15 protein-coding genes are annotated in these 19,498 nt (G+C 59.8%); 6 read left to right on the plus strand and 9 right to left on the minus strand.

Annotation, left to right across the window (positions count from 1 at the left end):
- Nucleotides 1-125 precede the first annotated feature (125 nt).
- From KO116_RS17980 to KO116_RS18005, 6 genes are all read right to left on the minus strand, one after another.
- Nucleotides 126-995, minus strand: a complete 870-nt coding sequence (locus KO116_RS17980; RefSeq protein ID WP_035564515.1) for a DUF7281 domain-containing protein — start codon at nucleotides 993-995, stop codon at nucleotides 126-128.
- Nucleotides 992-2,248, minus strand: coding sequence for a hypothetical protein (locus KO116_RS17985; RefSeq protein WP_035564517.1), 1,257 nt, complete (start codon nucleotides 2,246-2,248; stop codon nucleotides 992-994). Before KO116_RS17985 ends, KO116_RS17980 begins: the two co-directional genes overlap by 4 nt.
- Complete coding sequence (locus KO116_RS17990) at nucleotides 2,245-2,880, minus strand: condensin complex protein MksE (protein WP_022520046.1); 636 nt, start codon at nucleotides 2,878-2,880, stop codon at nucleotides 2,245-2,247. Before KO116_RS17990 ends, KO116_RS17985 begins: the two co-directional genes overlap by 4 nt.
- On the minus strand, nucleotides 2,877-6,542 hold the full coding sequence (locus KO116_RS17995; protein WP_035564519.1) for an ATP-binding protein: 3,666 nt from the start codon (nucleotides 6,540-6,542) through the stop codon (nucleotides 2,877-2,879). Before KO116_RS17995 ends, KO116_RS17990 begins: the two co-directional genes overlap by 4 nt.
- A 71-nt stretch (nucleotides 6,543-6,613) precedes the next feature.
- A complete protein-coding gene (locus tag KO116_RS18000) occupies nucleotides 6,614-7,636 on the minus strand; it encodes a histone deacetylase family protein (protein WP_035564521.1) in 1,023 nt (340 codons plus the stop codon).
- Complete coding sequence (locus KO116_RS18005) at nucleotides 7,614-8,339, minus strand: GntR family transcriptional regulator (RefSeq protein ID WP_035564523.1); 726 nt, start codon at nucleotides 8,337-8,339, stop codon at nucleotides 7,614-7,616. The genes KO116_RS18000 and KO116_RS18005 overlap by 23 nt, the downstream gene beginning before the upstream one ends.
- Before the next feature lie 228 nt (nucleotides 8,340-8,567).
- Between KO116_RS18005 and KO116_RS18010 the strand changes: the two genes are divergently transcribed.
- From KO116_RS18010 to KO116_RS18035, 6 genes are all read left to right on the plus strand, one after another.
- On the plus strand, nucleotides 8,568-10,124 hold the full coding sequence (locus tag KO116_RS18010; RefSeq protein ID WP_035564524.1) for an ABC transporter substrate-binding protein: 1,557 nt from the start codon (nucleotides 8,568-8,570) through the stop codon (nucleotides 10,122-10,124).
- 76 nt (nucleotides 10,125-10,200) lie between these two features.
- On the plus strand, nucleotides 10,201-11,181 hold the full coding sequence (locus KO116_RS18015) for an ABC transporter permease (protein ID WP_035564525.1): 981 nt from the start codon (nucleotides 10,201-10,203) through the stop codon (nucleotides 11,179-11,181).
- Nucleotides 11,178-12,011, plus strand: coding sequence for an ABC transporter permease (locus KO116_RS18020; RefSeq protein WP_035564527.1), 834 nt, complete (start codon nucleotides 11,178-11,180; stop codon nucleotides 12,009-12,011). Before KO116_RS18015 ends, KO116_RS18020 begins: the two co-directional genes overlap by 4 nt.
- A gap of 9 nt (nucleotides 12,012-12,020) precedes the next feature.
- Nucleotides 12,021-13,661, plus strand: a complete 1,641-nt coding sequence (locus KO116_RS18025; protein WP_035564528.1) for an ABC transporter ATP-binding protein — start codon at nucleotides 12,021-12,023, stop codon at nucleotides 13,659-13,661.
- Between the two features lie 35 nt (nucleotides 13,662-13,696).
- Nucleotides 13,697-15,076 carry an FAD-binding oxidoreductase gene (locus tag KO116_RS18030; RefSeq protein ID WP_035564530.1) on the plus strand — a complete coding sequence of 460 codons (1,380 nt, stop codon included), beginning with the start codon at nucleotides 13,697-13,699 and terminating at the stop codon, nucleotides 15,074-15,076.
- Between the two features lie 57 nt (nucleotides 15,077-15,133).
- Complete coding sequence (locus KO116_RS18035) at nucleotides 15,134-16,258, plus strand: pyridoxal phosphate-dependent aminotransferase (protein WP_035564532.1); 1,125 nt, start codon at nucleotides 15,134-15,136, stop codon at nucleotides 16,256-16,258.
- Between the two features lie 155 nt (nucleotides 16,259-16,413).
- Here the strand turns inward: KO116_RS18035 and KO116_RS18040 are convergent, their stop codons facing one another.
- From KO116_RS18040 to KO116_RS18050, 3 genes are read right to left on the minus strand one after another with little or no spacing between them, the layout of a single operon-like run.
- Nucleotides 16,414-17,367, minus strand: a complete 954-nt coding sequence (locus KO116_RS18040; RefSeq protein WP_008959738.1) for a branched-chain amino acid transaminase — start codon at nucleotides 17,365-17,367, stop codon at nucleotides 16,414-16,416.
- Nucleotides 17,364-18,470, minus strand: coding sequence for a class II histone deacetylase (locus KO116_RS18045; RefSeq protein WP_035564534.1), 1,107 nt, complete (start codon nucleotides 18,468-18,470; stop codon nucleotides 17,364-17,366). The genes KO116_RS18040 and KO116_RS18045 overlap by 4 nt, the downstream gene beginning before the upstream one ends.
- The gene (locus KO116_RS18050) at nucleotides 18,467-19,498 is read right to left on the minus strand and encodes a histone deacetylase family protein (RefSeq protein WP_035564536.1); all 1,032 of its coding nucleotides are present in this window, start codon (nucleotides 19,496-19,498) and stop codon (nucleotides 18,467-18,469) included. The genes KO116_RS18045 and KO116_RS18050 overlap by 4 nt, the downstream gene beginning before the upstream one ends.

Consider the following 19,498-nt stretch of genomic DNA (forward strand, 5'->3'; position numbering starts at 1 on the left):
TATCCAAAATTCGCGTGCCTTCTCGTTTTGCCGATTTCAATCATACTGCCGCTGGCGCATCACTCAACAATGCGCCTACCGTCGAAGGGCATAATTCAGGGGTCTCGCGATCAACAGGTAAGCAATTACATCAGCCCCACACAGATCAACTGCCCACCAAGCCACTGCTGCTTTAGCCCGCGCTGTTTTTCCAATATCAGCTTTAGATACTCACGCAATGGATGAGCAGATGGCAGCGCAGCGAGGTGTTTGCGCAGCCTACGCTGGTAGGGAAACTGTTCGGCGGGCACGTGCAATGGCGTGGCGTTTTGGGTGAGCCATTCGATGGTAGGCAGGAGGAAGTGGGTGGCGTTGCTGTCTAGCGCCAGCGTGATGCCTTTGACGTCGAAGTCTCCGGCGTAGATGTGTGTTCGGCGGGTTTTGTGCCACGCCTCTGCTAGTAATGCAAAGCCGCCGCCGTAGTGGCTGTCGCCTCGGTAGACGACCAGCGGGTTTGTGTAGCCCCTTAGCGCAGGAATATCCGGCGAAAATTCATAGAAGCTGTCCAGGTTTTCGACCTGGATTAGAGTGCTGAACGCGCTTAGCTTTAACCCCAGTACATCCACATCGCGAATGGCATGTGGTTCATTGGCAAGCCCCGCTACTGGTTGAGACGGAAAGCTGACGAGTACCCTTCTTGCACGGGGGCTTTCGCGGGTTGCTTTGTCTTCCTCCACGCCCTCTTTCGCCTGGGCGCTGCTGGTTAGGCCGCTGAGTGAGCGGCCTAGCGGGGCTATTCGGGCGCTTTCTAGCACGTCATTGATTTGTGCCAGCAAGGCGGCGTCAAAGCGCAGCGCTTTACTGTTAATTCGCGTGGCTAGGTCAATGTCGTGCTGGTGGCACCAGGCTACTACGTCGTCTACCCACTGGCGGCGCGGCTTCTCCACCGTGGGCTGGCGGAGAAGTTCGCGGGCGACGCCGTTAAGGCCATTGCGGGCGCGGCTGGGTAGGTTCATACGGCCAGCTGCAGTTCTACATCGTGGATCAGGCGCAGGTGATTGAATTGGCTGGCCTGGCTCTCCTGCTGTTTGAGCCGAAACGCTTTCTGATCGCTGCGCGGCAGGCCCTGGTATTCGGAAATCACCTGGAAGAGCCATATCTCATCCGGCCATTCCAGCGGGCTTTCACGCAGGTACTCAAGGGCACTGACCGGCTCCGCCTGAGGTTGGTCGATCACGCTCAAATAGAAGTGTTCCACATCCTGCTTGAGCGCCTGCTGGCGGGCGGCGGCGAGGCTGCTCTCTTGGGCTTGGGCAGGGGCCGCGGCTTCGACGGTTTGCGTGGTGTGGCGCGGCTGGGGTAGCTGGTGCAGCAGCTCGGCGAGCAACCGGCTATCCAGGTTGCGATCCAGCGCCGGGGCGGCCGCGGCGCTTAGCGGTGCGGCTTGATTGACCAGCCCTGGCACCTCGCTGCGCCGTGCATAGTTGCCCGGCACAAAGCCAGGATGTTCGCGCATAAAGGCGGCCATGCCGCTGATCAGGCGGCTGCGCGCCTGCTGCTTGCGAAAGCGCGCCATCAGCTCGATCAAGCGCCGCTGTACTTCGCGCAGGCCGGTGTAGTGGTTACTTAACTGCTGCTGGAGCTGGCTGATCAATAGCTTGCGCAGGCTGCCATCGCTGCCCACCAGTTCGATCAGTTCGTCGAAGTCGATCAGCGCCAGGCCGTCCAGCAGCCTCGCAATCTGCTTCTGGGCGCGGTCGTTTTCGCGGATCTTGTCGTTGAGCTGGCTGACGAAACCGAAATCGCTGTTCAGCCGCTGCCATAAGCTGTCGATGGCATCGGCAAAGCGCCCGTTCAGGTCGTCGACCTCCTGGCGCAGGCGCATCAACTGCTGCTCTAGCCGCCAGTGTTCGCCGCGGCTGCGCGCCTCCCGGTAGCTGTGAACCAGGGCGCGAATCAGCTCCAGGGTTTCCGCTACATCGGCGTTCACATGGCGGCGGGTCTCGTCGGCAAGCATCTCGGCGATTAGTTCGCGCACCTTGGGCGCCAGCTTCACGCCGCTCTGCTCGTCGGGTCGCCACAGAATGCGCGCCGCCAACAGCTTGCGCAGCGCGCTGTCGCTAAGCGATTCCAGTGGCACCTCATCGCGGGTGTAGGCCTGCATCAGCACATCGGCATGCTTGCCGAGCAACGCCAGCCGTTCGCTGCCGGTTTTGAGCAGGCGGCTTTCCAGAGCGTGTTCTCCGTTACCGTTAGCACTTACGCTCACAAAAGGGCCTCCTGGGAACCGGAGCCTTCTTCGCTGCCCTCTTCGATGGGCAGGTTCTCTTCATCACGAATAAAGCGCACCAGATCCACCAGGTAGTCGATCTTGCCGGTGACCACGAATACCTGTCGCTCTGAATGGGGCTGAAGCAGGTAGCCGTGCTCTTTCAGGCGCTTGAAGACTTGCTTTACCTGGGCATCGAGCTGGTCACTTTGTGAGCCAAAAAAGCTGTCGGTGGCCAGGCGTTCCAGGCGTTCGCGCAGGCTTTGGTTGTCTTCGCACTTGGCGCTGAATTCTGCGGGTTTGAGCACATCGCCGGGGGCGGCCAGGGTATCGCGGCCCAGGGCCTCTTGAACCAGCTGCAGCCACTCCAGCAGCGGCAGCAGGCTATTGAGCGTATCGCCGAGTTGGCGGGAGAGCTGATCCCGGGCGTTGTCGTTGAGTTGACGCCAGGCCAGAAAGTAGACACTGCCGTCTTCGTTGCTGGCCAGGCGGCGGTTAAGCGGCCGCAGGTAGGTATCGATCTCTTCCCGGGTCTCTTCATTGGTGAGATGGCGATAGCCGCTCTCATCGCTGATCGGGCAGACAAACTCCCCGGCCAGCAGGCGCTCTAGCAGTGGGCCATGTTCGATCATACCGTCACCTCCTGCTGACGTTCCTGGAGCCGTTCGGCCAGGCGGCTTAGCCGTGGCTCGATGCGTTTTAGCACTCGCTTATTGGGGTTGGCCTCATCGCGGTCAATCAAATAGCGGTTGGCGAATAGCAGCAGTACGTCGGACTCGGGGTTGGGAAACGCGCCGACGATATGAATGCGGTTGCTGTCGCAGGCGTCGAACAATTTTTCGACGTTGTGGTACGCCAGGGTGCCGATCTCATCGATGGGCCAGTGGATGGCGATCTCCGCATCGCCGCGCAGCAGGCGGGTAAAGGCGAGCAGGAACTTGCACAGAATCAGATACGCCATGCCGTGGCTTGAGGATTCCAGCAGCTGGCGGTCGTTCTTGATCACCAGATCGGTGCCGCCTTCGTTCAGGTGCAGCTCCAGGCGCAGCAGGCTTTCGAAGCTGTACTGCTGGTCGCTGCGCAGCAAGTCGACCACGTCTGCCAGGGCGTTGAGGTAGTCGTCGCTGGGCAGCGTCTGGCCGGATTCCCGCCACTCTTTATAGCGCTGGGCAAACAGCTTCAGCGGCTCCCAGAAGCCCAGCTCATCGATGGTGGACTGGATGCGCACTTCGGCCTTGGTGATGCCTTCCAGGCGCAGGTCATCGGCGACTTCTTCGGAAAGTCGACGGCTTTGGGCGCTGATGCGTCGGTTCAGGTCGCGGAACACGGTGAAGAATTTATCCAGGTCGTCGCTGAGGTTGCGGCCTTCCTGAATCAGCTGCTGCTGTTGATCTTCCAGCAGTTTGAGCATGTCGCGCAGTAGCGGCAGCTGTAGGCGCGGGTTATCGCTCTGCAGTTTGCTGCGCTCGCTCTCCAGCGCTTCGGCAAAGCCGCTGCTGGCGTCCTTGATCAGTTGGCTTTCCACCTCCAGGCAGCCACGGCGCAGTTGCTCGATAAGCTGGTGGCGATTGCCCAGCGCCTGACGGGCGCGCTCGATGCGTTCGTCCACATCGCCCAGTGGCGTACCGGGCGCTTGGCCGTCGGGTTCAATGGCCAAGCTTTCCAGTTGGGTGAGTAGCGGCTTCAAGGCTTCCAGGCAGGCGTATTCGCTCTCCCGCTGGGTTTTCAGCGTGCTGACCGTGCTTTGGTGGGCTTTGCGCGCGGCCTGGAAGTCATTTTTCAGGTGCTCTTTATCCCGCTGCAGCTTTTGCTCCGCCTGCTCCAGCTCGGCTTCTTGCGCGACCAGCTGCGGCTTGTGCTGCCCCCACTCAACGCGCATAAAGCGAGTGTATTCGGTGAGTTCATCCTGACGGGCGGCGGTGACGCGGATGCGTTCATCCTGGCTTGCCAGGCGCTCCTTGGTATCTTTTAGCTTGGCGGGGTCGACGCCCTGCTCGGCCAGCTCCTGGCTAAAGGCTTCTTCCAGTTCCGCGCGCTGGCGTTGGTGTTCGGTATTGGCGTCGCTCAACTGCTGCTTATACTGACGCAGTTGGGCATCCAAGCTATCCACTTGGCTCTGGCCGTCGGCTTTTAGCTCCAGCAGTTGGCTTTGATGGGTCTCGCTAAGGGCGGCGAGCGCCTGCTGCTTCTCTTCACGCAGCTCCTTTTGCGCCTGCTCCTGGCTGGCTAACGCGGTTTGATGGGCTGCGCGGCGCTCCTGCTGGCGCTTGGTGTGGCGCTCATGCTGCTGGCGGCGGGCCTCTATCGCAAACTCGACTTCCTGCTCGGCGCGCTTGTGGGCCATTCGGCCCTGATCCTGGGCTTCATCGGCCTGCTGCACCCGCTCGTTATGCTGTTTGAGAGCTTTCTCGGCAGCCTGGCACTCCGTTTGCACCCGGCGTTTGGCGCCATCCGCCTCTTCGATGGCGGCCAGCAGGCTGGCTTCATCCTGGGCGTAATCGGGCAAAGCAATGGCGGAAAGATCCAGCGCCAGCCCGAATAGGTCATCGCTCGCGCCTTCCGCCAGCTGCGGGGCGAGGTCACGCCGTTCTAGTAGCTCCGGCGCAATCACCTTGCCTAACTGCTGCTCCCAGCCGGGGCGATGGTAGCGCAGGAAGTGGCGCAGGCTGCCCTGCTCCGGGTCACGCTGTTGATAAAGCGCAAAGCAGCGCTGCTCGGCGCGCTCCAACTGCTGGCGAAGTTGCACCAGCTGCTGTTCGGCACTGTCGCGCTCACGTTTGCGGCTTTCAAACTCCCGGCGCAGGCCATCCAGGGTAGCAGCCGAGGCGTTGCGCTCCTGCTGGGCCTGATCCAGGCGCGCCTGGGCAAGCTCCGCTTCCTCGGCCTCTTCAGCAGTCTGGGTCGAGAGCGAGAGCTGCGCTTTGAGTTCGGCTAGCTGTTCGACACCAAGTTCCAGCTGCGCTTGGTACTCGCCTTCAAGACGTTGCCGCTCCTGCTGGTAGCGTTCGTTGAGCTGCTGCTCGGTCTCCCACTGCTGCTCCCGGCGCAGGGCTTTCTCTTCGACCAGGGCGTCGATCAGTTCCTGGGATTCACGAGTCTGGCGGGCCAGCGCTTCAGACAATTCGCGCAGCCGTCCGTCCAGGCGCGCCTGGCTCTCTTTTACCGCGTCCTGCATCACGTTCAAGTGAGTACGCAGCTGGTCACGCTGCTCCCGCCACTGGGGCAGCGCGTTAATGTCACGCTCCAGGGCAGGCATGTCCGCATCGGCGTATTGCTCGTACTGGGTTTGCAGATCGTTGAGGCGGCGCTGGGTCTGCTGCAAATCGCTGACCACTTCGCTGTGGCGGTCGTTCAGCGTATCCCGCGCCTCACTATAGTCGCTCTCCCGCTGCTGGAATTCGCGCTGGTGGCGGGCAAGCTCGGCATCCAGATCGGCCATTTGGCGTTCGGCCCGCTGGCGGTCATCTTCCAGCTGGGGCTTCAGTTGCCACAGCGTGGCATCCAGGTCGGCGAGTTCACGATCGATACCGGCGAGCCGGGCAAGCGAGGCCTGCAGCGGCTCCAGGCGCATGGATTGGCGCATCTGGGCAATCCACTCCCGCGCCTTGGTGTTACGAATCCGGGTTACAGGCAGCTCAACGCCATCCTCTTCGAAAATCGCCGCCAGCATGGTTTTGAGGGTGTCCATCTTGCCCTCTTTGGCATGCACCGCAGAAACCAGCTTTTCGATATGGCGGATGCGTCGCTCGGGTTTCACCAGGCTGAACTGCGACGCGATCTGGCGCAGCTTGAGGCCATCGCGGCTGTTGCCGTGCAGTTGGGTAAAGTCGTTCTGGATTACTGAGCGGAATTCAGAGGTAGCGCCCAGCTTGGGGGAGACCGGCGTGCCGTTGCGCCGCAGGCCGCTGGCCCACTGGGTGTAGTCCAGCGCCGCCACGCCCGCGTCGCTCTCGACCAGATAGTCTTCCGGCTGATAGGGCGCGCCGACAAAGCGGTACTCCACCCCGCCCTCGGCCTTGCGGGTCAGCACCGCCTGGCAGATATTGCCCGCTTCGCGGCGGTATTCGTACACCAGGTAGCTGTTGCGGTTGGGCAAGTAAAACGCATCGAACTTCATACGCGTTTTGGGCACTACCTTATTGGGTAGCTCGCCGTAAAACACCGGCACCAGCCGCTGTAGCGTGGTTTTACCGGAGGCGTTGGTGCCGCAAATATTGGTGTGACCGTCCACACTCAGTTCAACCACCCCTTCCAGGTGGCCGTGAATCATCACGATGCGTAGCAGGTGGGCCATGCCGTGTCCTTGATCGATAGAGATTCGAAAACGACTATCTTGCCAGACACTTTGATGGCTTGTCTTACTGATTACGCCTTACCCACCAACCCCTCAAAAAAACTCACTGCATTGGCCTCCAACCCTTCCAGGTAGTAACCGCCCTCCTGTACTACCAGCGTGGGTACGTTGAGGCCCGCTACCTTGCGGCCAAGCTCAGCAAACCCTGCGGTAGAAACGGCGACCTTGGCTTGGGGGTCGAGTTCGTAGATATCGAACCCCAACGCCAGCACGATGGCATCCGGCTCGAATAGGCGGATGGCCTGGCAGGCTTGCTCCAGGCGGTCAAAGAATACCGACTCCTCTGATCCATGGGGCATTGGCAGGTTGAGGTTATAGCCCAGCCCTGCGCCCTGCCCTCGCTCGTCTTCAAAGCCGGTGACCGCTGGATAAAAGTTGGTGGTATCGCCGTGGATCGAGATATACATAACATCATCGCGCTGGTAGAAAATCTCCTGAATACCCTGCCCGTGATGCATGTCGGGGTCGAGCACGACGATGCGGGGGTAGCGCGAGGTCAGGTGCTGCGCGGCAATGGCGGCATTGTTGAGAAAGCAAAAGCCACCGGCGGAATCGATGCCCGCGTGGTGGCCCGGCGGGCGCGATAGTGCATAGGCAAATTGATCACCGGCTATCAGAGCCTCAGCCCCGGCGACCGCGCTTTGCGCCGACCAATAAGCAGCCTGCCAGGTATGCTGGCCCACCGGGGCGCTACCGTCAGCTAGATAACGCCCGGCTTCCGCCAAGATGCCGCGCAAAGCGTTGGGCGAACGCACGAAGATGTTGGAGATCACTTCTTCACCCCAGTCTTCTTCAAGCGTGTGCCAGCGCCGGTGGGCACTTTCGAGAAAGCGAAGATAGGGCAGCGAATGAACCGCTCTTAGCGGCGCCACGCCATGATCTGCGGGCGCTTGAATAGCAAAACCTAGCCGCTTGGCGGCCGCCAGCAGCTGAGTAGCCCGCTCTGGCACTTCCTGAGGCGTGCGCATCTTGCCACGGGAGAAGTAGGTTTGCGGCTGATGCAGACACTGATCAGCGTGAAAGAACGTCTTCATCGGCACTATCTTCATCAGAACTATCTCCGGTTTCGCCCACACCCTTCACTACAAATTTGCGGGCAACGCCTATGTGGTAATCAATCGCCTCACGGCATTCGGCCGGGCTCCCGCTATCCAGCGCGTCGAGTAGCATAAAGTGGCTGGTGGCGATGGTGTCGGGGGCTTCATGGGTTTTGGTGATTAAAGTGATACAGAGGCGCAGTTCATGGGTTAAATCGTCGAAGGCGCGCAACAGTCGCTCGTTGCCTGCGTAGTGCAGCATCAGGCGATGGAACTGAAGATCCTCTTCAATCCGACGCGTGCCATCGTTACCGGCTGCGGCCTCGCAAAGCACCTCTACCTGTTGCTTAAGCGCACGCTGGGCTTCAGGCGTATAGCGCTCTGCCAGGCGGTCAATGGCATGGCGCTCAAGGCATAGCCGCAAATCAAACACATCTTCGAGTTCAACGGCATTCAACGCGCGAACAAAAAAGCCGCGGCGTGGTTTTGATATTAATAAGCCACGGCTTTCCAACAAACGAGCGGCCTCGCGAACCGGTGCACGGCTAACGCCCAAGTCACGGGAAAGCTGTACTTCCGAGAGCCGTTCGCCGGGTAAAAAGTGTTGCTGAATAATCGCTTGGGTCAAATAGTCGGCAACTTGCTCGACAAGGTTTTGCTGCTGGATAAAGGCCCTGGGAGCCACCATTGATGAGGCCATAAAAATCACTCAAGGGGTATGACACGTTTTCTCAGTATGGCGAAAAATAGCTTTTTGTCGACGAACGATTGCCGACTGTCGACAGTTTTACCTCATGCTGCTAAGTTCAAAGTGCAAGGTTCAAAAAAGGCCCCCAATAACCACCACAACTGGGCCGGACACGCCACGCCTCGCTCGCCTAACGACGACGTAACCTCATTACGTGCTAATAACCGAGGAGCAGGAAACATGAAAAAACCTTTAGCTTTGGCTATTTCCGCTGCAGCACTCGCTTTCACATCCGCCGCCCTGGCTGATGACCCTAAAGAGGGCGGTGTGGTTAACACCATTATCCAGCCGGAGCCGCCTGGCCTGGTACTGGGCATGGTTCAGAACGCGCCCACACGTACCGTCTCGGGCAATATCTACGAAGGCCTGTTGCGTTACTCCACCGACCTTGAACCTATGCCGCAACTGGCGGAGTCGTGGGAGGTTAGCGACGATGGCCGCACCTACACCTTCCATCTGCGTGAAGGCGTAACCTGGCACGACGGCGAAGACTTCACCGCTGACGATGTAGTGTTCTCCGCGGATGTTTTCCACCGCGAGCTGAACCCCAGCGCCCGCGCCGTGCTGCAGCATGTGGAAAGCATCGAAGCCACCGACGATCACACGGTGGTGTTTACCCTAAAGCAGCCTTTCGGCCCTTTCCTGCTCTCCTTTGAAGCAGGCACTTTCACCATGGTGCCCGAGCACCTCTACGCGGGCACCGACTTCCGCGATAACGAGCATAATGACCACCCCATCGGTACCGGCCCGTTTAAGTTCTCCAACTGGGAGCGCGGCACGGTGATCGAATTGGTTAAAAATGATGACTATTACGAAGAAGGCCTGCCTTACCTTGATGGCGTGAACTGGCACATCATTCCTGACGGCGCCTCCCGTGCGGTGGCGTTCGAGAACGAGACCATTGACGTGCTGCCCAGCGGTACTGTCGAGAACTTCGATATTCCCCGCCTGGCCGAGATGGATAACGTTTGCATGACCGAAGAGGGCCACGAGTACTTCAGCCCCTTCGCCATGCTGTGGATGAACAACCGCGAAGGGCCCACCGCTGATAAGCGCTTCCGCCAAGCGGTGATGTACGCCATGGATCGCGAGTTCGCCAAAGATGTTCTGTGGAACGGTCTGGGCAATGTACCGCTCTCCGCCTTTGGCTCCAATGCACGCTTCCAGAATGATGACCTGGAACCCTACGATCACAACCCCGAACGCGCCCGTGAGCTGCTGGATGAAATGGGCTACGACGGCGAAGAGATCACGATCCTGCCGCTGCCCTACGGTGAAACCTGGACGCGTTGGGCCGAAGCCGTGCAGCAGAACCTGCGTGAAGTGGGCATTAACGTTGAAACCCAAGCCACCGACGTGGGCGGCTGGAACCAGCGCCTGGGCGATTGGGATTACGACCTCGCCTTTACCTATCTCTACCAGTACGGCGACCCTGCACTAGGTATTTCACGCACCTACCTTTCCGACAACATCGCCAAGGGCTCGCCCTGGAATAACGTGGAAGGTTACGAAAACGAGCGTGTGGACGAACTGTTCAACGAGGCCGCCACGGCTTTCCCCGACGAAGAGCGCGAAAAACTTTACCGCGAAGTACAGGAAATCCTCCACGAAGATGTGCCCGTTGGCTGGCTGATGGAGCTGGGCTTCCCGACCCTGTACCGCTGTGATGTGCAGAACCTCGTCACCTCCGGCGTGGGCGTCAACGACGGCTTTAAAGATGCTTGGCTAGATCGCTAGCCCCAAGCCACCCAGGTAGCGCGAGCTACCTGGGTTTTTAAGCTATGTCTTGAAGGTATTCGTCAGGAAACGACTTATGGTTTACGCGCGCCTCATACTGATGCGGCTGTTTAAAGCCGTGATTGTGCTGTTTTTAATCGTTATTTTTAACTTCTTACTGATTCAGCTGGCCCCCGGTGACCCGGCCGCCATTCTGGCCGGTGAAGCGGGTGCCGCGGACCAGGAGTTTCTCAACCAACTGCGCGAGCGGTTTGGGCTCGATCAGCCGATGTACGTGCAGCTGTGGCGCTATGTGTCGGGTATCGCCATGCTCGATTTTGGCTACTCCTACCGATTGGGCGTCCCGGTGTTTGATCTGATTATGGCGCGCTTACCCGCCACCCTACTGCTCACCGGCACCGCTTTTGTGCTTTCGCTGGTATTGGGCATCGTGGCGGGTTCCATGGCCGCGTCACGGGTCAAGAAACCCTCTGGCTCACTGATTATGGCGCTGGCGCTGGTGTTCTACGCCACGCCGCTGTTCTGGGTCGCGCTGATGTCGGTGGTGGTGTTCTCCGTCTACCTGGGCTGGCTGCCCGCCTACGGTCTTTACACCGTGGGGGCAGGCCATACGGGGTTTGCGCTGGTGCTCGATGTTGCCAAACATCTGGTGCTCCCGGCGACCACCTTAGCGCTATTTTTTATGGCGATTTACACCCGCATGACGCGCACTTCAATGCTGGATGCCGCGCAGCAGGATTACGTCAAAACCGCCCGCGCCAAAGGCTTGAAGCCCAGCATTATTCAGCGCCGTCATGTGTTGCGTAACGCCCTGCTACCGATCATCACGTTAGCTGGCCTGCAGGCGGGGCAGATGGTCGGCGGCGCCATTCTAACCGAAACCGTGTTTGCCTGGCCTGGCATCGGGCGGCTGATGTTCGAAGCGTTGCAGCAGCGCGACTACAACCTGCTGCTGGGCATTTTCTTCTTCTCGGCGGCCCTGGTCATCGTCTTCAATATCATCACTGATCTGGTCTACAGCCTGGCTGATCCACGCATCAAGAAGGGGGCCGCATGAGCTTTTTCGCACGCTTCGCGCAAAACCGTGGCGCCCTCGTCGGCCTGATCATCCTGCTGCTGATTATCGCCATGGCGATACTGGCGCCGCTGCTGTTTCCTGAGTCGCCCTGGCGCATGGTGCAGCGGCCCTTTTTACCGCCGCTCTCGCAAGATGGCTTTCCCCTGGGCACCGACACCATGGGGCGTAACATGGCCTCAGGCTTAATGCACGGTGCCTGGGTGTCGCTTTTGATCGGTCTAGTCTCAACCAGCGTGGCGCTGCTGATTGGGGTACCGCTTGGTGCTATTGCCGGTTACTACGGCGGCATCATTGATGACGTACTGATGCGCTTTACCGAGTTCTTCCAGACCATCCCCAACTTCGCGCTGGCGATAGTGCTGGTGGCGATTATGCAGCCGAGCATCACCTCGATTGTGCTGGCGATTGCAATTGTCAGTTGGCCACCGGTAGCGCGTTTAGTGCGCGCCGAGTTTATGTCGCTGCGCAACCGGGAGTATGTGGAAGCCGCGCGCCTGGTCGGCCAGTCCAACACCACCATCATTCTGCGTCAGATTCTGCCCAATACGCTGTCGCCAATTATCGTACTGGCATCGCTCATGGTCGCCACCGCGATTTTGCTGGAGTCGGCGCTGTCGTTTCTCGGCCTGGGCGACCCTAACGTGATGTCCTGGGGCTATATGATCGGCGCAGCGCGAACGGTGATTCGTCAGGCGTGGTGGCTAAGTTTCTTCCCCGGGGTGGCGATTCTGCTCACCGTACTCGCGTTAAACCTGGTGGGTGAAGGGTTAGACGACGCACTGAACCCCAAACTATCACGCGAGCGCTAAGGACTTTATATGCCTATTACAGAGAATCAATCGGCTGACACCGTCCTCAGCATTCGCGATCTGAACATTGCGCTCCCTAAAGGGGCGGATCGCGCCCTGGCGGTAGAGGATGTGAGCTACGAGGTGAAGCGCGGCGAAATCATGTGCGTAGTGGGTGAGTCCGGCTCTGGTAAATCGATGGCCGCCAACGCCGTGATGGGGCTGCTACCCAAGGGCGTAAACGCCACCCAGGGCGAGATACTGTTCGAGGGGCAGGATCTTCTCGCCTTGACGGAAAAACAACACCGCGCCCTGCGTGGGCTAAAAATCGGCATGATCTTCCAGGAGCCGATGACCGCCCTGAACCCGCTGATGCGGGTAGGTGCGCAAATTGCCGAGGTGTTTGAGGCCCACGGCCAGCTCACCCCCAAAGAACGCCAAACCCGCGCGCTGGAGCTGTTGATCGAAGTGGGCATCCCACAGCCGGAAAAAGCCATTCGCGCCTACCCGTTCGAGCTTTCCGGCGGCCAGCGCCAGCGGGTGATGATCGCCATGGCCCTGGCGCTGGAGCCCATTCTGCTGATTGCCGACGAGCCCACCACGGCGCTGGATGTGACCACCCAAGCGCAGATCCTTGAGCTGATTCGCGACCTTCAGCAGCGGCGCGGCATGTCGGTGATGTTTATCACCCACGACTTTGGCGTGGTGGCCGAAATCGCCAACCGCGTCTGCGTTATGCGCCACGGCAAGATCGTCGAGCTGGGGGACGCCAAGTCGGTGCTTGAGAACCCTCAAGACGCTTATACCCAAGCGCTGATTGCGGCGATTCCCAGCAATGCGGTGCCGCCCCACCGGGAGACCAGCCAGGTCGCCCCGCTGTTGGAGATCAAGCAGCTCAATAAGGTCTTTCGCTCCCGGGGCGGGTTCCTTAAACCTTCCCGGGAAGTGCGTGCCCTAGAGGATGTATCGCTAACCCTTGCCCGCGGCGAAACGGTGGGGATTGTCGGTGAGTCTGGTTCTGGCAAATCCACCCTTGGGCGCTGCGTGGTGCGTTTGGAGCACCCCGATAGCGGCGAACTGCTGCTGGATGGGGTGAATCTTTCCCAGCTCAAGGGCGATGCGCTGCGTCGGGAACGTCACCGGGTGCAGATGATCTTCCAAGACCCTTACGCTTCGCTCAACCCGCGCACCAAAGTGGGCATGGCGATTGCTCAGGGCCCCATTGCCAACGGCACGCCCAAGGCCGCGGCGCTTAAACAGGCGGGCGAGCTGCTCGACATGGTGGGCTTGGGCGCCAGCGCCGTGGAGCGCTTTCCTCACGAGTTTTCCGGCGGCCAGCGTCAGCGTATTGGCATTGCCCGAGCGTTGGCGCTTAACCCTGAGCTGATCGTGGCGGATGAAGCTGTCTCGGCGCTGGATGTATCGATTCAGGCCCAAGTGCTGGAACTGCTGGAAGAGTTAAAACAGCGGCTTTCATTGTCGCTGCTGTTCATCACCCATGATCTGCGCGTCGCCGCGCATATTTGTGACCGCATTGTGGTGATGCAGCATGGGCGCATCGTCGAGCAAGGCAGCGCCGAGCAGATTTTCCTCGCCCCAAAAGAGGCGTATACCCAGGATCTGCTCAAGGCGATTCCCGGCCGCGAAGCCCCCGTGGCGGCAACAGCGTAGTTTATCGGATAGGAAAGACAAGCTAAGGAAAACACATGCAAATAACCCTGGAGGCGCTGCGCGCTATTGTTGGCCCCGCCCATGTATTAACCGGCGACGATGTGCACAGCCGACGCGTGGATTGGATGACCGGCGCGCCCTGCCAGGCTGGGGCGATTGTTCGCCCGGCGGATACGGAGCAAGTCGCCGCCGTCATGCAGGCCTGCCACGCAGTGCAGCAGCCAGTGGTGACTCACGGCGGCCTCACCGGCCTGGTTCACGGCGCAGAAGCGAGCCCGGATGAGCTGGTGATTTCCTTAGAACGCATGACCGAGATCGAAGAGATCGATCAAGTAGGCGGTACCCTCACCGTGCAGGCAGGCGCGCCGTTGCAACGGGTGCAGGAGGCGGCTAAAGAGGTCGGCCTGCAGTTCCCGCTGGATCTCGGTGCTCGGGGCAGTTGCACCATTGGCGGCAATATCGCCACCAACGCCGGTGGCGTTCGGGTAATTCGCTACGGCATGATGCGCCAGCAGGTGTTAGGGCTTGAGGCGGTGATGGCTGATGGCCGCGTGGTCAGTTCCCTGAACCGCATGCTGAAAAACAACGCCGGTTTCGATTTAAAGCAGCTGTTTATCGGCAGCGAAGGCACTCTGGGCATTGTGACCCGCGCGGTACTGCGGCTACAGCCACCCACTCCCAGCGAGCAAACGGCGATGGTGGCCTGCCCTTCGTTTGAGGCGTTAACCGGTCTACTCAGCCATATGGGCAGAGCGCTTGGCGGCAGCCTGGGTGCCTTTGAAGTGATGTGGCAAAACCACTACCGGCTCCTCACCGAAACCCTGGGCCGCCACACTCCGCCGATTGCCACCGAGCACCCGTTTTATGTGATCATTGAGTCCCTGGGCAGCGACGCTGAGCGCAATGCCACCCAGTTCAGCGAAGCATTAGAAAGTGCGTTAGAGCGCGAGCTGATTGTCGATGCGGTGATTGCCCAATCGACTACCCAGCGCGATGGGCTATGGGCCATTCGAGAAGATATTGAGGGGCTGGTCAAAGGCCTGGCGCCGGTACTCACCTTCGATGTCAGCCTGCCCATTGCCGATATGCAGCGCTATACCGATGCCTTGGAAGCGCAGCTAACCCAGCGCTGGGCAGCTGCCCGTTTGGTGGTGTTTGGTCACCTGGGCGATGGCAACCTGCATATTTCCGTTAGCGTGGGAGGCTTCGATCCCGAAGTGCGCCGTGAAGTGGAAGCGATGGTTTATCAACCGCTGGCGGCGCTGGGTGGCTCGGTCTCTGCCGAGCACGGCATTGGCCTGGAAAAGCGCCCCTGGCTGAGTACCTGCCGCTCTAGCGATGAAATCGCGCTGATGCAGTCGCTCAAGCAAGCGTTCGACCCGCTTAATCTGTTAAACCCCGGCAAAGTGCTTTAAATCAACGCGCTACGCTAATCGTCAATACTGATTTGAATATCGTTTTTAGGAATCGTTATGCCTTCTCAAAGCACGCCCCGTTACCCCAACCACTTACTGAGTGAAGGCCCTGTTAATCCGTTTCCGGGCATTAAGGTGCTGGAGCGCAGACTTGGCCGGGCAATCCCCCACCGGCTGGGCTCCAACGAAGGCCTGGATATGCCCCACCGTGCCCTGCGTCAACACTTTGGCGATGCCCTAGCCGAACACGTTTACTGCTACGGCGATTCTGAAGCGCTGGGCGTGCGTCAGCGCTTGAGTGCTCAGCAAGGTATTCCGCTGGAAACGCTGCTGGTAGATGCCGGTGCCGATAGTTTAATCGCCCTGGCCCTGCGCACCACCTGCGAACTGGGGGAAACCGTGGTAAGCACCGCAGGCACCTACCCCACCTTGGGCTATTTTGCCAAAGGCCAAGGCTGTCGCCTGATTGAGCCCAGCTACTATGAAGCGCCGGGCGTGCTAGCCCCTGACCTGGAAGCTCTTATAACAGCGGCGCATCAGGAAAACGCACGACTGGTGTATCTGGCCAACCCGGATAACCCCAGCGGCCACTTACATAGCGACAGCGCCATCCTCAAGCTGCGCGAGGCGCTGCCCGGCACCTGCTGGCTATTGTTAGACGAAGCCTATGGGGACTTCCGCGATGACGCGGGTAGCGAGTTCGCTGCCAAAGCAATACCGGGGGTGATTCGCCTGCGCACGCTTTCCAAGGCTCATGGCCTGGCGGGTCTGCGCATTGGCTACGCCATCGCCGACCCTGAGGTGCTGGCGATGATGATGAAGGTGCGCATTCACTACGCGGTATCGTCCTTGACCCTGGCCGCCGCCGAAGTGGTGCTCGACCACCCTGACGAGGTTCACCAACACGTCGCCGATGTAAAAGCCCGCCGTGAGCAGTTGGCCGAGCACTTTCGCGCACTGGGTGCCGATGTACTGCCCAGCGCCACCAACTTTATCGGCATTCGCCTGCCCAGCGCCGAACTCGCCGCCGAGGTACATCAACAACTGCTCGCCGAAGGCGTATTAGTCACTCGCCTGACACACCCAGAGCTTGCCAATGTGATACGCATTACCGCCGTGCAAGCTGCGCTAGAGCCAGGAAGATTGGATGCTCTCGAACAGGCTATTAAAGAACACGCATGATTAAATGGGTAAATCTGCTCAGTAGGTGCGAGGGCAGGTTGGAGCGAGGGTCTTTTTCCAGGGATGGAAAAAGTAGCGCCCAGGGATGGGTTCACAGCGCCCTCGCGGAAACCTGCCCTCGCACCGGGGCATGCTGATTTCCCGCCACACTAGCCCTAAGGCGTTAACCAATGCCTGAAATCATCCAGCTCGCCGCGCACCGCCTGGCGATATAAGCCCTGCAGCTGAGCCGTCACACTGTCTTGGCTGATGGGTTCGTTGGTGGGTGGTGCGCCAGCGCGACCCCCAATGCGGCGGCCATCCAGCTCGCGCAGCGGGAGTATTTCGGCGGCGGTGCCAGTTAAAAATGCCTCATCGGCGGTGTAGAGCTCATCACGGGTAATCCGCCGCTCACGCACTTCAATACCCAGCACCTTTTGCGCCAGCTGAATAACGCTATCCCGGGTGATGCCTTGCAAACACGACGTTACTTCCGGGGTGTGCAGCACGCCATCGCGCAGCAAGAAGACATTCGCCGCCGATGCCTCGGCTACATAGCCTTCCGGGTCGAGCATGATGGTTTCATCGAACCCAGCCTTGATTGCGGTATTCAGCGCCAGTATCGAGTTAACGTAGTGGCCGTTGGTTTTCGCACGACATAGGCTGATATTGACGTGGTGACGCGCCCAGGAAGAGGTCAGCGCGCGCAAACCGTGTGTGGCGGCCTGGGGTGAAATATAGGGGCCTAGATCCCAGGCGGCGACCATTACGTGAGTGGTTAGCCCCTGGGCGCGTAGTCCTAAACCTTCTGCACCAAAAAACACGGTAGGTTTCAGGTAGGCATTGCTCAGGCCGTTTTTGGTCAGGCACTCGCGCTGGGCATTGATAAGTTCCGCTTCACTAAACGGCAGCGGCATATCCAGCGAATGAGCGCTTTCTGCTAAGCGGCGGGTATGTTCAGCAGCACGAAATAGATGCGTGCCCGAAGGGCCAGCGTAAGCGCGTACACCCTCAAAACAGCCCATGCCATAGTGCAACGTATGGGTGAATACGTGCACCTTGGCTTCGCGCCACTCCAGCCATTCACCATCGTGCCAAATCCAGCCATCGCGGTCATAAAGCGGTGTCATTGTTTGCGTTGCTCCCACTGTTGGCACCAGTCGTCGATTAACAGCTGCTGGTGCGGTTGCAGGGCCTGATAGCCCCAAGCGGCAATTTCATCGTTTTGCGGGTCGGGCACGGCAATCGCGCTACCCGCCAGAGTCTGGATCACCGCGTGGCCGCAGAGCGGCACATAGCCTTCTGAATAACCACCTTCGTGAATGAACACCAGCTTGCCAGCGCAGCAGCGCTCGGCCAGTGCTTCAAGCTGGGCGGTCATGGTGGCGAACGCTTGGCTATTGAGCAGCATTTTGCCTAGCGGATCTTTAGCGCAGGCGTCGTAACCGCAGGCCACCACGATCAGGTCAGGTTTGAACGCCTCAAGCGCGGGCAGCACCAATTTTTCCATGGCGTACGCGTAGGCGCCCAGGCCGCAGCCCGGTGGCAGCGGCAGGTTAAGATTGGCGCCCATGCCTGCGCCTTCGCCCTGCTCGTCAAAACTGCCGGTTTCCAGCGGGTAGTTCGCCGCCTGATGGATAGAAACCGTAAAGACTTCAGGCTCGTTATAAAACGCCGCCTGCTGACCGTTGCCGTGGTGAACATCCCAATCGAGTATCGCCACGCGATTAACCTGCCCCAAGGCACGGGCGCGCATCACCGCCACGGGGATATTACCCAGCAGGCAGAACCCGCGGCCCTGATCGGCTTCCGCATGATGGCCGGGCGGGCGGCATAGGGCGTAGGCGTTGCTAATCTCCCCCAGCGCCACGGCCTCAATAGCCGCCACGGCTAGCCCCGCTGAATGAGTGGCCGCCGCCCAACTGCCGGGCATGTAAGGTGCACAGTCGCCGCCGTTGCCGCCCTGGGCTTGATCCCCCGCCTGCAGTTGTTCCAAATAGCGCGGGGTATGAAAACGCAGGAGGTCATCCAGCTCGGCGGCGGGTGGCTTCACCACGTTCAGCTCGTCAATCAGGCCGCTGACTTCGAGTATATTCTTCAGCCGCCGTTTGCTCTCCGGGCTTTCCGAGGCGGATTGAGGCTGTAAAAACTCACCGGGCGCGGAAAATACCCCTATCGCGCCCTGGTCGTGCCAAAAGCAACGTTCGTGCCAGTAAAAACCGGTTCTGCTCATGCTGTAAAACCTTGCATAAAGGCAGTCAGGTTGGCGCTTAGATGCTCGGTGGGGTAGCCCCCTTCCTGCACAATCACCATGGGTAGCGAGAGTGCCGCTAAGCGTTTTCCTACTTCGATAAACGCCTCGGTTTCCACCGTGAGCCCCGCGAGCGGGTCATCTTTATGGGCGTCCAAGCCTAGCGCTACCACCACGGCATCGGGTTCATAGCGCTGCAGGTGATCGATTAACACTGCCAGGGCGTCCAGATAGACATCCCCGTCGCTGCCTACCGGCAAGGGTAGATTAACGTTAGCGCCTACGCCCTCATCAAAGCCCTCTTCATCAGCACCGCCCCAAAAAAACGGATAGAAGTCGCTGGGGTCAGCATGCAGCGAGCCCGTCCAGACATCGCTGCGGTGATAAAAAATATCCTGGGTGCCGTTGCCGTGGTGGAGATCCACATCGATGATCGCGACTTTGCCATAGCGTTCACGCAGCACGGTCGCCGCCAGCGCAGAATTGTTCAGCAGGCAAAAGCCCCCTGCGCGCTCCGGCCCGGCATGGTGACCCGGCGGGCGGCACAACGCGTAGGCCGTAGGCGCGCCATTAAGCACTTCTTCTGCCGCGGCTTCGGCGCTAGCGGCTGAGGCCAGCGCACCTTGAAAACTGGTCGCACTTAGCGGGCAGGCCATATCATGCAAATGCCAGCCCGCTTGCCCAATCGGGTGACGCGGGTAGTGGTGACCACCGCCGCAAGGGTGAATATTGGGTGCAACAAATTCCGCCGCGTTGGGCAGCGCCTGCCAGCGAGCGTAAATGGTGTCCAAAAACGTAAGGTAGCGCGGTGTATGGATCTGTTCCAGACGCTTGCGCAGCGTAGGCGAATCGGCCTCGGCAGGTGTGGTCAGGGTCAGCCCTGCCGTTGCTAGCCCCTGGGTAAGCAGCTCGGCGCGCACCGGGCCTTCCGGCGAGGGCACGGGCTGACCGCGCAGCAGGAAGGTCGGCGGCGCATGCAACGCTTGGTCAGGGTGATAAAAACACTTCAT

Source organism: Halomonas sp. KO116, from assembly GCF_000734975.2.
In the GTDB taxonomy this organism is placed as follows: Bacteria; Pseudomonadota; Gammaproteobacteria; order Pseudomonadales; family Halomonadaceae; genus Vreelandella; species Vreelandella glaciei.

Bases quoted from the DNA above. Each gene is read 5' to 3' on its own strand.
- KO116_RS17980 (WP_035564515.1), bottom strand. From the start codon at position 995: ATGAACCTACCCAGCCGCGCCCGCAATGGCCTTAACGGCGTCGCCCGC.
- KO116_RS18035 (WP_035564532.1), top strand. From the start codon at position 15,134: ATGCCTTCTCAAAGCACGCCCCGTTACCCCAACCACTTACTGAGTGAA.
- KO116_RS17995 (WP_035564519.1), bottom strand. From the start codon at position 6,542: ATGGCCCACCTGCTACGCATCGTGATGATTCACGGCCACCTGGAAGGG.
- KO116_RS18000 (WP_035564521.1), bottom strand. From the start codon at position 7,636: ATGAAGACGTTCTTTCACGCTGATCAGTGTCTGCATCAGCCGCAAACC.
- KO116_RS18050 (WP_035564536.1), bottom strand. From the start codon at position 19,498: ATGAAGTGTTTTTATCACCCTGACCAAGCGTTGCATGCGCCGCCGACC.
- KO116_RS18005 (WP_035564523.1), bottom strand. From the start codon at position 8,339: ATGGCCTCATCAATGGTGGCTCCCAGGGCCTTTATCCAGCAGCAAAAC.
- KO116_RS18015 (WP_035564525.1), top strand. From the start codon at position 10,201: ATGGTTTACGCGCGCCTCATACTGATGCGGCTGTTTAAAGCCGTGATT.
- KO116_RS18025 (WP_035564528.1), top strand. From the start codon at position 12,021: ATGCCTATTACAGAGAATCAATCGGCTGACACCGTCCTCAGCATTCGC.
- KO116_RS18010 (WP_035564524.1), top strand. From the start codon at position 8,568: ATGAAAAAACCTTTAGCTTTGGCTATTTCCGCTGCAGCACTCGCTTTC.
- KO116_RS18030 (WP_035564530.1), top strand. From the start codon at position 13,697: ATGCAAATAACCCTGGAGGCGCTGCGCGCTATTGTTGGCCCCGCCCAT.
- KO116_RS18045 (WP_035564534.1), bottom strand. From the start codon at position 18,470: ATGAGCAGAACCGGTTTTTACTGGCACGAACGTTGCTTTTGGCACGAC.
- KO116_RS17990 (WP_022520046.1), bottom strand. From the start codon at position 2,880: ATGATCGAACATGGCCCACTGCTAGAGCGCCTGCTGGCCGGGGAGTTT.
- KO116_RS18040 (WP_008959738.1), bottom strand. From the start codon at position 17,367: ATGACACCGCTTTATGACCGCGATGGCTGGATTTGGCACGATGGTGAA.
- KO116_RS18020 (WP_035564527.1), top strand. From the start codon at position 11,178: ATGAGCTTTTTCGCACGCTTCGCGCAAAACCGTGGCGCCCTCGTCGGC.